Source organism: Agromyces sp. NPDC057865 (assembly GCF_042796995.1).
Taxonomy (GTDB): domain Bacteria; phylum Actinomycetota; class Actinomycetes; order Actinomycetales; family Microbacteriaceae; genus Agromyces.
Genome location: NZ_JBHVMJ010000002.1, coordinates 695,097 through 709,664 on the forward strand (window position 1 = coordinate 695,097; position 14,568 = coordinate 709,664).

The 14,568-nt window shown below is 73.4% G+C and carries 8 protein-coding genes; all 8 read right to left on the reverse strand.

The window, feature by feature from the left end; genetic code table 11:
• Position 1: 1 nt before the first annotated feature.
• Positions 2-2,332, reverse strand: a complete 2,331-nt coding sequence (locus ACFVN5_RS10910) for a transglutaminase family protein (RefSeq protein ID WP_376955117.1) — start codon at positions 2,330-2,332, stop codon at positions 2-4.
• Positions 2,329-3,642, reverse strand: coding sequence for a DUF58 domain-containing protein (locus ACFVN5_RS10915; RefSeq protein ID WP_376955119.1), 1,314 nt, complete (start codon positions 3,640-3,642; stop codon positions 2,329-2,331). Before ACFVN5_RS10915 ends, ACFVN5_RS10910 begins: the two co-directional genes overlap by 4 nt.
• The gene (locus ACFVN5_RS10920; RefSeq protein ID WP_376955121.1) at positions 3,639-4,607 is read right to left on the reverse strand and encodes an AAA family ATPase; all 969 of its coding nucleotides are present in this window, start codon (positions 4,605-4,607) and stop codon (positions 3,639-3,641) included. Before ACFVN5_RS10920 ends, ACFVN5_RS10915 begins: the two co-directional genes overlap by 4 nt.
• A 15-nt stretch (positions 4,608-4,622) precedes the next feature.
• The gene (locus ACFVN5_RS10925) at positions 4,623-9,911 is read right to left on the reverse strand and encodes an Ig-like domain-containing protein (protein WP_376955122.1); all 5,289 of its coding nucleotides are present in this window, start codon (positions 9,909-9,911) and stop codon (positions 4,623-4,625) included.
• Positions 9,912-10,058: 147 nt separating this feature from the next.
• Entirely contained in the window at positions 10,059-10,784 is a 726-nt protein-coding gene (locus ACFVN5_RS10930; protein WP_376955123.1) for a hypothetical protein, read from the reverse strand.
• Positions 10,772-12,454, reverse strand: coding sequence for a protein kinase (locus ACFVN5_RS10935; RefSeq protein WP_376955125.1), 1,683 nt, complete (start codon positions 12,452-12,454; stop codon positions 10,772-10,774). Before ACFVN5_RS10935 ends, ACFVN5_RS10930 begins: the two co-directional genes overlap by 13 nt.
• A complete protein-coding gene (locus tag ACFVN5_RS10940; protein ID WP_376955126.1) occupies positions 12,454-13,629 on the reverse strand; it encodes an FHA domain-containing protein in 1,176 nt (391 codons plus the stop codon). The genes ACFVN5_RS10935 and ACFVN5_RS10940 overlap by 1 nt, the downstream gene beginning before the upstream one ends.
• Positions 13,610-14,410, reverse strand: a complete 801-nt coding sequence (locus ACFVN5_RS10945) for a PP2C family protein-serine/threonine phosphatase (RefSeq protein ID WP_376955127.1) — start codon at positions 14,408-14,410, stop codon at positions 13,610-13,612. Before ACFVN5_RS10945 ends, ACFVN5_RS10940 begins: the two co-directional genes overlap by 20 nt.
• Between the last annotated feature and the right edge of the window lie 158 nt (positions 14,411-14,568).

Sequence of the window (14,568 nt, forward strand, 5' to 3'; positions counted from 1 at the left end):
TCTAACGCCGGCGGTGCAGCCGGTAGCGGCTGACGAGGCGCCGCAGGCGGCCCGCGGCGCGCGCGACCGCGTCGGTCGAGGCGTCCGCGGCCGTCCAGCGGTCGTCGACCACCGCGTCGGTCACGTCGTCGCCGCCGAAGACGTCGCGGTCGATGGTGGCCGCGAAGGTGGCGAGCCGCACGGTTTCGTCCGCGGGCGCGGTCGCCGAGGCATCCGCGCGTCGAGTCGCCGGAGCCTGCGCCAGCGCGGCGGTCAGGCCCTGCTCGTCGACCTGCCGCTCGAGGACGCGTGCGGCCTGCAGCCGGGTGCCCTGCGCGGGCGGCTCGAAGCCGAGCTCGGCGTACCGGTCCACCAGCTCCTCCCACGCGCCCGCCGCGCGCCGGTCGTTGGCGCCGGTCCGACGGCGACGGCGTCGCTCGCGCTTGACGAGGGCGACGACGAGCAGCGGCAGCAGCACGACCGCGGCGGGGATGCCGACGGACGCGATCGTGACCCACACCCAGCCGGGCAGGACGAAGGGGCGGTCGCGGTCGTCGTCGGAGTCGTCGATCTCGACCGTCGTGAGGAGCTGCTCCTCCTCGTCCTCGGAGCGCGGCGGCTGGCGCACCTGCGGCTGGGGCTCGGACTTCGGCTTCGGCGTCTGCTCCTGCGGCACGTCGACCTGGTCGGGCGTCGGGCGGAACGAGACCCAGCCCACGCCCTCGAACGGCACCTCGACCCACGCGGTGACGTCGCCGCCGAGCACCTCGACCGCCTCGCCCTCGCGCACCTCGGGCGCGAAGCCCATGACGACGCGCGCGGGGTAACCTAGGTGGCGCGCCATGAGCGCCATCGCCGATGCGTACTGCTCCTCGTCGCCGACCATCTGCGTGCGGGTGAACAGCTCGATGATGCGGTCGGCGCCGTGGCCGGCCCGGGAGGGCACGGTGTCGGAGGCCAGCCCGTGGCTGAGGAACCCGTTCGTCTTCAGGCCGGTCTCGATCGCGCGCAACTGCTCGATGGGCGTGGCCGCCTCGCCCACGTACTCGTCGGCCTTGGCCGCGACCACGTCGGGCACGTTCTGCACGGCGGGCATCGCGAGGCCGGCGACCGGCACGTCGAGGAGCTCGTCGGTCTCGGGCTCCACCTGCACGCGGCCGTCGAGCTCGTAGGCGGCGCCCTCGGCGAGGCCGCTCGTGAGCACGGCGGTGCCGGCGGCGGGGTTGTACCGCAGGTCGCCGGCGCGCTTGCTCGTGCCCCGGTCCTGGAGCGCGAGCGTCTCGCCGTACCCGACCGTGGGCAGCCACACGTCGTCGTAGCCCTCGACCTGCACCTGTACGCGACGCTCGCTGCCGAGGGTCGCGAGGAGCGGCTCGGGCAGCGTCTCGCCGACGATCGCGTAGCCGCCGCCGTCGGGTCCCACGTCGTCGGGCCCCGCGACGTTCCAGAGGCGGCCGGTGTACGCGTCCATGGTCGCGAGGCGGATCACGTCACCCGGCTCGAGCCCCGTCACCTCGAAGAGCGGCGCCTCGGCGAGGTCCTTCGTGTAGTGGCGGAACCCTGCGAGGGGGCTCGGGAACTCGAGCGGGTCGAACGGCGGCACGACCTCCTCGCGCAGCACGAACCGGTCGGGCGACACCGGCGCGAGCGCGATGCCCGCGACGGCGCCGATCGCGATGGCCCCGGCGACCACCGCCGAGGTGCCGACGACCTTCTGCCGCCGCGCGGCGCCGTCGCCGCTCGCCTCGACCGTCGCGCCGCGGCGCCAGGCGAGCCACACGAGCGCCACGACCGCGAACGCGACGCCGCGCACGGCCGCGAGGTACGCCTCGTCGGTGCCGAGCAGGATCCCCGACAGGTAGAGCACGACGGGGCCGATGAGGAGCACGCTCGCGCGCAGCGCGGTGCGGCGTCGCGGCAGCCAGCGCGTCGCGAGGAGCGTGCCGACGAGGGCGACGAGCCACGCGGCGAAGTACGGCACCACGGCGACGTAGTACGGCGCCTCCACAGGCGTGCCGATGGTGACGATGTCGGCCCAGCCGTAGACCGGGCCGATGACCAGCCCCGTGAGGCCCTCGAGCGACGGCAGCACGGCGAACAGCGCGGCATCCGGCATCGTGACCGCCGTGCCGACGAGCAGGTAGCCCGCCATCGCGAGCAGCACGGTCGTCACGACCCCGAGGCGCCACACCGCACCGGCGACCGCTGCCAGCGTGCCCACGACGAGGCCCGCGACGGCGGCCACGAGGAAGTTCAGGCCGCCGAACGCGGTCTCGTAGCCCGCGATCCCGAGCAGCGAGAGCAGGCTGAGCACCAGGATGTCGGTCACGGCGGTGCGGGGCAGGCGGGTCACGGTCGCACCCTCCGCACGAGCCGCGGGAGCTCCGAGAGTTCGCCGACGGTGACGACGGTGGTGCCCGCGATGCGCGCGATGCGGGATGCCGCGCCGAGCTCGGACCGGAATGCGATGACCTCGGTGTCGGGGCCGAACACCGTCTCGACCGTGCGCAGGTCGGCGACCGGGAGGAGGGAGCCGGCGACCGTGATCACGACGCTCGGCGGCGGGAGCCGCTTCGTCGCCTCACGCACGAAGTCGCGGACGCTCGGGAACGCGCGTCGCGACGGCTCGATGCGCGACGTGTCGTCGAGCAGCGCCGTGGGCGTCGCGGTGCGGAGGGCGAGCGACTCGGTGAGGACGGCCAGGCGGGTGGCGTCGCGGATGACCTGGACGCCGAGGGACGCGACCACCGACACGGCGAGCTCGAACTCGTCGTCGGACGCGTAGTGGTCGCGCTCGGTCGGCTGCACGAGGATGAGCTGCGAGCGGCGGGTCTCCTCGTACTGGCGCACCATGAGCTGCCCGGTGCGCGCCGACGTGCGCCAGTGCACGTTGCGCAGCGCGTCGCCCGGCTCGTAGGCGCGCAGGGCGTGGAACGAGATGTCGTTGTTCGTGATCGTCTTCGTGACCTCGCCCTCGAGGTCGCGCACGAGGCCCGCCGCCGACGGTCGCAGGCGGGCCGTGACCGGATGCACGAAGAGCTCGACGGGATCCGTCCAGCGCACCGTGCGGCGGAGCAGTCCGAGCTGGTCGCCGCGCACCGAGACGGCCGGTCCGGCGACGATCACCGCGCGCCGGTGCGTCGGCACGGCGAAGAGCTCCTCGTGCTCGCCGTCGGGCGGCAGCGAGGGCACGACGAACTCCGCGAGTCCGGCGCCGACGGGCAGCTCGAGCCGCGACGGGGTCGAGGCCGACATGCCCGCGTTCGTCACGAGCAGGCGGCCGAGCGCCCGCTCCCCCGCGACCACGCGGGCGGGCTGCAGCTCGATGCCCACGCGGTAGTGCATGCGTCCGAACACGAACCCGATCGACACGAGCACCGCGGCGAGCAGCGTGAACCCGAGGAACGCGAACTCGATCCAGCCGAACGCCCAGGCGACGACGAGCGACACCGCCGCGGCGGCGAGCACGAGCCATCCGGTGGTCGACACGACACCGGTCACCGGCGCCGCGAACCGGGCGAGGGCGCGGCCGGCCGTCGCCGCGTGTGCGGCGAGCGAGCGGGCGGATGCCGCGGCCGAGCGCGCGACGGCGCGCGCCGCGATCCTCGCCTGCGAGGGCGCCCCCGGCGAGGCGGGCGCCTCGGCTCCGGTCGCGCCGGTCATGCCGCCCGGTAGGCGGGCGGAGCGACCTCGACGAGCACGCGTCCCACGATGTCCTCGGCGGTCACGCCGGCGAACTCCGACTCGGGGTCGACGATGATGCGGTGCGCGAGCACGGGCACCGCGAGCTCGCGCACGTCGTCGGGCGTCACGTACGTGCGTCCGTGCGCGATCGCCCAGGTCTTCGCGGTGCGGGCGAGCGCGAGCGCGCCGCGCATGCTGACGCCGAGCGCCGAATCCTGGTGCTCGCGCGTCGCCGACACGATGTGGTTGAGGTAGCCGAGCACGGCCGCGTCGACGAAGACCTCCGACGCGAGCTGCGCCATCGTCGTGACCGAGCTCGCCGCGATGATGGGCGACACCTTCGCGGCGCGGGCCCGGTTCGCCGAGTCGAGCAGTAGGGTGACCGCGGTGTCGTGGTCGGGGTAGCCGAGCGACGTCTTGATCAGAAAGCGGTCGAGCTGCGCCTCGGGCAGCGAGTACGTGCCGGCCTGCTCGACGGGGTTCTGCGTCGCGATGACCATGAACGGCGAGCCCACGTCGTAGCTCACGCCGTCGACGGTGACCCGGCCCTCCTCCATCACCTCGAGCAGCGCCGACTGCGTCTTCGGGCTGGCGCGGTTGATCTCGTCGGCGAGCACGATCGACGCGAAGATCGGGCCGCGGTGGAACTCGAAGCGGCCCTTGCCCTGGTCGTAGATCGTCACGCCCGTGACATCCGACGGGAGCAGGTCGGGCGTGAACTGGATGCGCGAGTTCGAGCCGTCGAGCGTGTTGGCGAGCGACTTCGCGAGCACGGTCTTGCCGGTTCCCGGGAAGTCCTCGAGCAGCACGTGCCCGTCGGACAGCAGCGCGATGAGCACGAGCTCGATCACCTCGCGCTTGCCGAGGATCGCCTGGTCGACGTTGTCGACCAGCTTCGAGAAGGCGTCCTGGAACCAGAGCGCCTGTTCGGATGTCACTGCCATGTCATGCTCCTCGCGTCAACCGCTGCATTGGCCGGGCGACAGCGCGTTCCACTGCGCGCCCGAGATCGTGTTCGTCTTGCTGATGCTCGTGGGGCCCTCGATGACGACCCAGATGCCCCCGTCGAAGCGCACGCCGAGCCAGTTCTGGAGGGTCTGCTTGCCGTCGCCGCCGATGGAGAACGTCTCCTTGTAGAAGGCGCTGGAGTCGCCATCGATCGACGTGTACATGCGGTGGCCGCCGCCCGAGAAGTTCTCGTAGCGCACCTGCACCGCGTTGCCGCCGCCCTGGGCGCCCCCCTTGCAGATGTAGGCACGCGGCGGCGGCGGGGGCGGGTTGCTCACGCCGACCGAATCGGACGCGGCGGGGCCGGTCTGCCGGCTGCCGTTGTTGGTGGCGCGGACGTCGAGCGTGTACGTGCCGGCGCCGACGTTGTTCACGCGCGCCGACGTGCCCGTCGTCTGCGTCCAGCCCTGGGCACCCTGGATCCGCCACTCGTACGTGATGGCGCCGCCGCCGGTCGACGAGGGCGCGGTCCAGCTCGCCGTGAGGTCGGCGGGGGCGTCGCCCGACGACTGGAGCCGCACGTTGCGCGGCGCGGTGGGCGTGCCGTACGGCGTCGCCGTCGTGCCGGCCGACCAGTTCGACGCGCCGATGTCGTTGATCGCGCGAACGGTGAAGGTGTAGGCCGTGCCGTTCGTCAGACCGCCGATGCGCTGGGTGATTCCCGCGGCGCCTGCCCCGTAGGTCGCCTTCTGGCCGTTGTAGTCCACCTCGTAGCCGGTGATGGGCGAGTTGTTCGGCGCGGGCGCCTGCCAGCGCACGTCGGCCCAGCCGTCGCCCGCCGTCACGGTGGGTGCGTTGGGCTGGTCGGGCCGGTCGCGCACGATCACGGTGATGCGCCCCTGCGTCTCGCGCGCGGGGTCCTTCGTCGCGTCCTGGATGCGGTAGATGACGCTGAGCGTGCCCGTGAACGCGGCGCCGGTGCGCACCGTCACGTCGCTCGCGGTGAAGCTCGCCGACGCCGACGAGCCGACGTCGAGCTGGTCGACCTGCGCGTCGACGATCCGCAGCGGCGACTCGGGGAAGGGGTTGAAGTCGTTCGCGAGCACGTCGATCGTCTGGGTGTCGCTGCGCGTGAGGTACACGGGTCCGTCGTCGACGGCCTGCGGCTTCGCCCGGGTCGACGAGACCACCTTCACGTCCACGTACCCGGGCACCGTGAACTCCTTGAACGTCACGTCGAAGGTGAGTCGCGTCGACGTGCCGGGCTGCACGCCGAGCGGTGACGAGACGCGCAGCGTGCCGCCGTCGATCGAGGCCTGGATGTCCGCGGTCGTGCCCTGCAGGTTGCCGTAGCCGAGCCGCCCGATCACGTCGGGGTTGGGGTGGTCGCTCGACGAGCGCAGGTCGATGTCGAGCGGCTGCTCGCCCGCCTCGATGGTCTCCTGCCGTGGCGTGAACACCGGCGGCGTGTCCTCGAAGTTCGGGTCGCCGACCGTGACGGGCAGCGTGAGCAGCGCTTTCCGACCCTCGGGGTCGTCGGCGTCCCGCCCGTCGGTCACCTCGAACGTGACGGATGCCTCGCCGCGGTAGTCCTGCGCCGGCTCGTAGCGCAGCGTGGTGCCGTCGACGTACGCCTCCGACCGGGCGTTCGCGGCCGAGGCCGACAGCACGAGGGCGGGCTTGCCCGAGGGGACGACGACGAGGTCGGCGACGTCCCACGTGATGCTGCCGTTCATCGGCACGATGATCGGGTCGAGCTTCGCGAGGTGCGGCGCCGGGATCGTCGGCTCGTCCTCCTCGATGTCCTCGGCGGATGCCGCGGGCGGCACGATCACGAACGCCAGCGCCGAGAGGTCGTCGAGCTCGTTCGTGAGCCGGTACGCGACCGCGTACCGCTCCCGACCGGGCTGCACGACGATGGCGCCGTCGGGCCGCACCTCCGCGCCACCCGCGTTCGGACCCTCGAGCGTGACCACGAGGTCCTCCACGAGGCCGCCCGGGTTCGTGGCGTCGTCGAGCGGCTCGACCGTGACGGAGTCGACCTCGACGACGTCCTCGGGCTCGATGACCTGGTCCTCGGCGGTCGGCGGGAGGATCTCGGCGTCGTCCTTCACCGCGACCTGGAGGAACGCGGTGTCGGCGCCGCCGTGGCCGTTCGAGATCTCGTAGCGGATCGTGAACGCGCCCTCCTGGTCGGGCGCGGTGACCACGACACGGCGCTTGTCGCGGATCTCGGCCTCGATGCCCTCGTCGACCTCGGGCAGGTCGACGGCCTTCAGGCTGTAGCCGCTCGGATCCGAGTCGTTCAGCAGCACCTCGACGGAGGCCGTGCGGCCGGGCTTCATCTCGATCGCGTCGTCGACGGCCTTCGGCGGCAGGGCGACGGCGGGCCGCGGGATCACGCCGATGCGGATGGTGCCCTTCGCGGTGGCCCCGAACGTGTCGCGCAGCTCGTAGGTGAACGTGTCGGTGCCGGTCGACCCGGCGAACGCCTCGTAGGTGATCGACGTGCTCGTGCGCTCGGCGACGCGACCGAGGTTCGGGGCGGAGGAGATGCCCGTGAGCACGACCGAGTCGCCGTCGGGGTCGAGTCCGTCGCGCGGGATGTCGATCGAGACGGCCGAGCCCGCGAACGTGCGCGAGGTGAGTGGCGTCGGCAGTGGCGGCCGGTTCTCGCCGGCGTCCTTCGCGACGACCGTGAAGGCGATGGTCGCACGCGCGGTCTGCTCGAAGTCGTCGCCGATCGTGTAGACGGCCGAGTAGGTGCCCGGCTCCTCGGGCGCCTGGAACCGCACCTCGTCGTCGTCGACGAACGCGAGCCCCTGCAGCGAGCCCGTGTCGGCGAGCTCGGGGAGCACGTGGATCGCCGTCGAGTCGGGGTGGTAGTCGTTCGCGAGCACCGGCACCGTCGCGATGTCGCCGGCGCGCACGTTCACGGCATCGTCGACGGCGACCGGCGGCTGGTGCTTCACCAGCGGCGGCACGGGCACGACCGTCACGGTCGCGGTCGCCGTGTTCACGCCGTCGGAGATGGTGTAGCTGAACTGCAGCTGCCGGTCGAGCGCCTCCGACGCCGTGACGCGCGCCACGGTGTTCGTGAGGATCTCGACCGAGACGAGGTCGTCGGTCGCGGAGTCGTCGGCGGACTGCACGGCGAGCACGCGGCCCGACGGCGAGACGTCGTTCACGAGCACCGGGACGGTCGTCGGCTCCCCCGGCCGCAGGTACGCGGTGTCCTTGACCGCGATGGGCGGCGGCGCCTCGGCCGGCGGCTCGACGACCTGCACGCGGATGAGGCCGACGCTCACCGCGGCATCCGCCCCGACGTTGTAGAGGAAGATGTACTCGCCCGGCTGGCTCGACGAGAACGCGACGGTGCCGCGCTCGGGGTTCGGGGTGACGGATGCCCCGGTGGGCACCTGGTCGACGCCGAGCAGCGCGAGCGGCGCGCCCGACGGCGTGAGGTCGTTCTCGAGCGGCTCGATGAGCGCGGTCTCGCCGGCGAAGACCTGCGCGAAGTCGGGCGTGCCGACCGGGTTGAGCGCGCCCGCGGGCTTCACGTCGACGGTGAGCGTGCCCGTCGCGGTGAGCTGCCCGTCGGACACCGTGAACGCGACGTCCTTGAGGCCGAGCTCGCCCGACTTGTGGTCGAAGGTCACGAAGCCGTCGGGGCTGAACCGCACCGAGTCGCCGCTCGTCGGCGAGGCGTTCACGAGGAACACGTCGTCGCCGTCGGGGTCGTTCCAGTCGGCGAGCACGTTGTAGGAGATCTGCTGGCCCTGCTCGACACTCACGGCGCCCGAGCGCATCGAGGTGGGCGCCGCGTTCTCGGGCTGGGGCACGATGCGCACGTCGACGGATGCCTCGGACACGCCCAGTCGGCCGTCGTCGACCGAGTAGCGGAACGACACCGTGCCCGCTGCGCCATCGGCGGGCGTGAACTGCAGCGCGCGTCCGCCGTCGATGAGCTCGAGGCGACCCTGCGACTCGGCGACCTCCGACGTGGAGGACACGGTCAGCACGTCGCCGTCGGGGTCGGTGTCGTTCTCGAGCACCTCGAGCACGGTCGTGCGTCCGGGTCGCACGCCGGCTTCGTCGTCGCGCGCGACCGGCGGCCGGTTGACGTCGGTGCGCTCGGCGAGCGTGTCCTCGAAGGTCTGCTGCGCGCTCTTCTCGTCGCCCTCGAGCTCGTCGGTCTCCTCGGGCGGGGTGACCTCCTCCCAGTTGTCGACGATGCGGAGGTCGGAGTCCACCAGCCACGCGTTGCCGGTCGTGAGGTCGTTGAGCACCACGACGTCGCGGTTCACGCGGAACTCGAGCCGGGAGCCCGCGGTGGGCTGCTCGATCGACTGCGAGGCCGGCTCGCGGCCGTCGCACGCGGCGAGGTAGGTGGAGGAGGCCGCCCAGGCGGCGTGCGCGCAGCCGTTCACCCAGACGGGCGCTGCGACCTCGTCGGCGGTGCGGGCCGGCGCCGCCGCGGCATCCGACTCGATGACCCTGGCATCGCCGCCCCCGAGCGGGACCGCGATGAGCTCGGCCGCGCCGGCGACGTAGGCGACGTCGTGCTCGGCACTGTTCTGCTGCAGCCGCAGGCCCGGCTCGGGCAGCGGCACGTCGCGCCCGTCGACCACGACCACGTTCCGGTCCTCGTCGAACACGACGGCCCGCTCGCCGACCGCGGCGAGCTGGTGCTCGCCGAGCTTCGGCAGCGACGACACGGCGGGCTCGCCGCCGCCCGCCTCGATGCGGAGCAGTTCGTCGTCGTCGGCCGAGGTCGCGAACACGGTCCCGCGGTCGGAGACGGCGACCCGGGCGTCGGCGCCGAGCTCGACGATCGGGTCGGTGCCGTTCGCGTCGAACGAGAGGTCGCCGCCCGCGGGCGTGGTCCACAGCTCGCCCTTCGGCGACAGGATCGCGAGCGTGTCGCCGCCGTAGGCGATGCGCGACCCGAGCGGCACGTCGATGCGCTGTGTGAGCGTCGTGAACGAGGGGTCGATGCGCTCGAGCGAGCCCGCACTCCGGTCGAGGAGGAAGACGTCGTCGCCGTCCTGGAAGACGTCGACGTCGTTGGACGCCGTCGCGACGGCCGCGTCGAGCTCCTCGATCTGGCGGTTGAGTCGGCCGGCGAGGAGCTCCTGCCCGTTCGTCACCCACACGTCGCGTGCGGTGAGGTCGGGATCGGTCACCGGGAAGCCCTGGTGGAACGCGGCGATCGTCACCGGGACGCCGACGGCGACGGCGAGCGCCACGACCGAGGCGACGGGCTTGCGCGCACGCACCCAGGACGCGAAGCTCCCCACTCTCAACTCCCCTGGATTTCGTCGTCCCGACGGTCGGATGCCTCGGTCGGATGCCTCGGACGGACGGGCGCGCGGACGCGAACGGCCCTCAACGTAACACGGTCGCGGGCACCCCTGAAATGGGGACGCCTCCCCATGTCCGATGGCCTACGCGCGGGCCTGCTCGGCCTCGCCGTCCGCCCGGCGATCGAGCAGCGGGAGGTCGTCGGAACTGACCAGCCGGGTGGCCACGGCGTACTCGACGAGGCGGGCCCTGCGGTTCGTCGCGAGCCTGCCCCGACCGCCGCGGAGGCCGTCGACGCCGATCTTGTCGAGCTTCTCGCAGACGTTGTCGAGCTTGCGGTTGAACGTCGTCATGCTCCACCCGAGACGCGCCGCCGCCTCGGCCGACGTCGGCACGGTCGCCCGGCCGGCCACGGGCTGCGAGAGCACGTGCTCGGCGAGCGCGACCACGAGCTGCCGCTGGCTCGTCGTGAGCGTCACCGGGAGGATCGTCGTGCCGCCGTCGGCCGGCTCGGCCGTGAGGGACGTGTTGTAGAAGTCCTCCTCGGCGTGCACGGTGAAGTCGTAGGTCGTCGACCCGGCGCTGAACATCACGTGCACGGTCTGGAACACGAGCGGGAGCTTCGCGCCCGGCGCCACCCACGCCTGCACGCTGCCCGTGGCATCCGACACCGTGGCCGACAGCAGCTGGCCGACGTTCGAGAGCCACCACAGCCCGTACTCCGACGACAGCGTGAGGAACGTGCGGTGCAGGTAGGGATTGTCGTCGATCGTGAGGTCGGACTCGCGCCCGATCGTGAACGGCGCGCCCTCCTCGACGGTGTACCACTCGCCGCAGAACTCGACCTTCAGCGGCCTCACGGCGTGCATCCCGTCACCGGCTCCGACGTCTTGCTGCCGCGCTGCACCTGCACCTCGATGCACACCCGCTCCCCCGAGCTCACGCCCGCGACGACGATCGCCGGCCCCTGGGCCACCTCGGTCGACCCCGAGCCGTCGGCACGGTGCCAGCGGTAGCGGTCGCCGTCCTCGGCGCTCGGATGCGACACCGGGAAGCTCACGCTCACGCCGTCGGCCGAGCGCTCGCCCGCGTCCACGACGGGCGCGGGCACGGTCGCGGCGAGGATCGCGTCCTGGTCGCCCGGCGCGGCGGTCGGCTCTGCCGGCCCCTGCTGCAGCGTGCCCGACAGGGCCACGGCGATGCCGATGGCGGCCACGACGACCACGCCAGCGGCGACCCCGACGATCGTGCCTGCGCGCGAGCGCTTCGGTGCGGCCGTGCGCGTTCCGGTGCCGGCGTCGGATGCCGCGGGACCGCCGCCGCGCGGGCGCACCTGCGGTGCGTCCCCCGGCGCCGACGCGCTCCGCACCGAGCGGACCACGGTCGCGTCGACGGGCGCCGGCTCAGGCGCGGACGTGCGCGCGGCCGCGCCGCGCAGCACGGTACCGTCGTCGGGCGTGGGCTGCGCCTCCACCGAGCGCGGGGTGCGCACCCGGGTCGCGTCGTCGCCGGCGGATGCCGCGGGGCGCGGCTGCGCGTCGACCGACCGCACGGCGCGGGCGCGCGTGGCATCCGCGTCGTCGCCGGCCGGGCCGTCGGGCGCCTCGACGCGGGCGGACGCGAGGTTGGGGACCTCGATGCCCGTCGAGGCGTAGCCGAGCTCGAGCTCGACCCGCTGCAGGGCCCGGGCGAACTCGATCGCGCTCGGGTAGCGGTCGTCGCGGCGGGTCGCCATGCCCTTCGCGAGCACCGCCGTGAGGCTGCGCGGCACGTCCGCCCGGTCGATCGGGGTGATCGCGCCGCGCTCGATGCGGCCGATGAGGTCGAGCGAGCCGTTGGGCCGGCCGGGGATCTCGAAGGGCGTGCGTCCGGCGAGCAGCGTGTGGACGGTCGCGGCGAGCGAGAACACGTCGCTGCGCTGGTCGGGACGGGGCTCGTCCTCGAACATCTCGGGCGGCGACCAGGGCACGCTCATCCCGACGGCGGACTGGCCCGACCCGGTCGCCGAGGCGTCCTGGGGCGACGTGACGGTGTGCACCGGCAGCTCGCCCTCGAGGTTCGACGAGATGCCGAAGTCGGTGAGGGCCGGCCAGCCGTAGTCGTTCGTGAGCACGTTCGCGGGCTTGATGTCACGGTGCAGGATGCCGGCGGCGTGCGCCGTCGCGACGGCGCCGGCCAGGCGGATGCCGGTGCGCAGCGCATCCTCGACCGCGAACCGCTCGCGCTTGTAGCGCTCGGCGAGGCTCGGCCCCGAGCAGTACTCCATGACGAAGTACGGGCGGCCGTCTGCCGACACGTCGGCGTGGAAGATCGTGACGATGAAGGGGTGCGCCGACAGCTGCGCCATGAGGTTCGCCTCGGCGACGAACTGCGCCCGCGTGTCCCGGCCGAGCTCCTCGGTGAGCAGCACCTTGACCGCGACCTTGCGGCGCGGGAGCCGCTGCTCGTAGAGGAAGACGTCGGCGAACCCGCCGGAGCCGAGCAGCTGGAGCGATCGGTACCCGGGCAGGTCGGGCGGCGTGGAGGGGGCGCGGCGCATCAGGCTCCGACGACCTGGATGGTCCAGCCGCCGCCGAGGTCGACGACCGTTCCCGTGAGCACGGGCGTCGGCTCGCCCGCGCGCAGCTTCACGGGCGGCTTGCCGGGGGCGACGACGTGCGTGCCGTTGCGCGAGTGCAGGTCGGTGACCACGACCGTGTCGCCCTCGACCGCGACGCGCAGGTGGTTGCGGGAGATGTCGGGATCGCCCGCGCCGATGGTGACGAGCCGGGGAAGCCGCACGCCCGACACCTGGCTGACGCTCGGCGACCGGCCGAGCAGGACCTCGGTGCCGATGGCCTCGATGCTGCCGTCGGGCATGCGGAGGCTCGACGAGGGTGCGGGCTCGGGCGCCGGGACGCTGCGGGCGGGCATCGCCGGGCCCTGGCGCGCGGCACGCTCGGCGCGGAGGCGTCGGAGGTCGACACTCGCGACGGTGAGTCCGTCGTGGTCGCCGTCGAGCTCGAGCTCGGACAGCGCGTCGGGCGACGGCGGCGACACGGGAGCGGCGATCGTGTCCTCGGCGGGGACGATGGTCTGCTCCGCCGGGGTCACGGCGGCGGCCACGGCGGGCGGGATCGTGATCGTCGGCGCCGACGGTGCTGGCGGCGCGGGCGCCGCGGCGGGCGCCGCGACAGGCGCCGGTGCCGTGGACGCCGCTGGCGCCGCCCCCTCGCGCGCCACCACGCGGGTCTGCTCGTCGACCTCGTCGCCCGACGCGACCGGCGCGATCGACTCGACGCCCGCCGAGCGCACCGACACCGCGGGCACGATCGCCTCGACGACGGGCAGCGACGTCGCGGCATCCGCTGCCGTGCCGGCTCCGACCGCCTCGACGCGCACCTCGGCGTCGCCGACCGCGACGACGCGTTCGGCCCACGTGGAGACGCCCGAGCCCGAGACCACCTCGGCGCCGACGTGCGCAGCGACCGGGCCGCGGGCCACGACCCGTGTCGAGCCCGCGGCCGCGTCACGCACGACGAGCGCGAATGGGGGCGTCGCGGCGAGTCCGCGCGACGTGAGCGCGTCGAGCACGGCGGGGATGGGATCGGAGTCGGCGAGCCGCGGCCAGAGCGCCGCCACCTCGGTGGCCGCCGCGGACGGGGCCAACAGCACGACGCCGCCGCGGACGGCGGCGATCCACTCGTTCGCGGGATCAGGCCGGTACGTCGCCACGGTCACCCCCGTCGGTGCGCGGCGTGGTGTCCTCGGTCGATCGCGGGAGGCCGTCGGGACGGTCGCGCGTGGTCTCGTCGTCGTCGCCGGTCGAGCCGAGCTCGGACTCCACGACGATGACGGTGATGTTGTCGCGGCCGCCGTGCTCGAGGGCGGCGTCGACGAGCTCGCCCGCGAGGCCGGCGGCGTGGCCGGTGTCGCCCGCGAGGATGTGCGCGAGGCGCTCGTCGTCGACCTCCTTCGAGAGGCCGTCGGAGCACACCAGGAAGACCTGGCGCCCGGTCGCGGGGATGAGCCAGACGTCGGGATCGACGACGTCGTCGGCGCCGATGGCGCGCGTGATGACGTTGCGGTCGGGGTGGCGCTCGGCCTCGTCGGCGCTGATGAGGCCGGCATCGACGAGCTCCTGCACCGCCGAGTGATCGACGCTGAGCTGCTCGAGCGTACGGCCGTCCCACGAGTAGACCCGCGAGTCGCCGATGTTGAAGACCATCCAGTGGAAGCCGCTGCCGTCGCCCGCGTCGACGAGCGCGACGCCCGTGAGCGTGGTGCCCGCCACCGCGGTGCCCTCCTCGCCCTCGGCGCTCAGCGCGCGCACCGCGTCGTTCGAGGTGTGGATCGCGTCGAGCACCTGCTCGGGCGACGTCGGCTTGCCGGCCTCGATGTGGCGACGGAACGTCTCGACGACGGCGCGGCTCGCCGCGTCGCCGCGCGCGTGGCCGCCCATGCCGTCGGCCACGAGGTAGAGGGGCGCCTCGGCGAGGTACGCATCTTCATTCATGGTACGGACGCGGCCCACGTCGGTCTGTGCGCTGTGCGCGATCACGGCGGATCCGTGTGGGAGCGGGACGATGTCCTCGCCGTCAGCGGACACGGTTCTCCTCGTCGCAGCTCGATCCGGACCCCCGGCCCGGGCGCCCCACCCAGGCGCCGCCTCCC

Bases quoted from the DNA above. Each gene is read 5' to 3' on its own strand.
- ACFVN5_RS10915 (WP_376955119.1), bottom strand. From the start codon at position 3,642: ATGACCGGCGCGACCGGAGCCGAGGCGCCCGCCTCGCCGGGGGCGCCC.
- ACFVN5_RS10920 (WP_376955121.1), bottom strand. From the start codon at position 4,607: ATGGCAGTGACATCCGAACAGGCGCTCTGGTTCCAGGACGCCTTCTCG.
- ACFVN5_RS10930 (WP_376955123.1), bottom strand. From the start codon at position 10,784: ATGCACGCCGTGAGGCCGCTGAAGGTCGAGTTCTGCGGCGAGTGGTAC.
- ACFVN5_RS10935 (WP_376955125.1), bottom strand. From the start codon at position 12,454: ATGCGCCGCGCCCCCTCCACGCCGCCCGACCTGCCCGGGTACCGATCG.
- ACFVN5_RS10945 (WP_376955127.1), bottom strand. From the start codon at position 14,410: ATGAATGAAGATGCGTACCTCGCCGAGGCGCCCCTCTACCTCGTGGCC.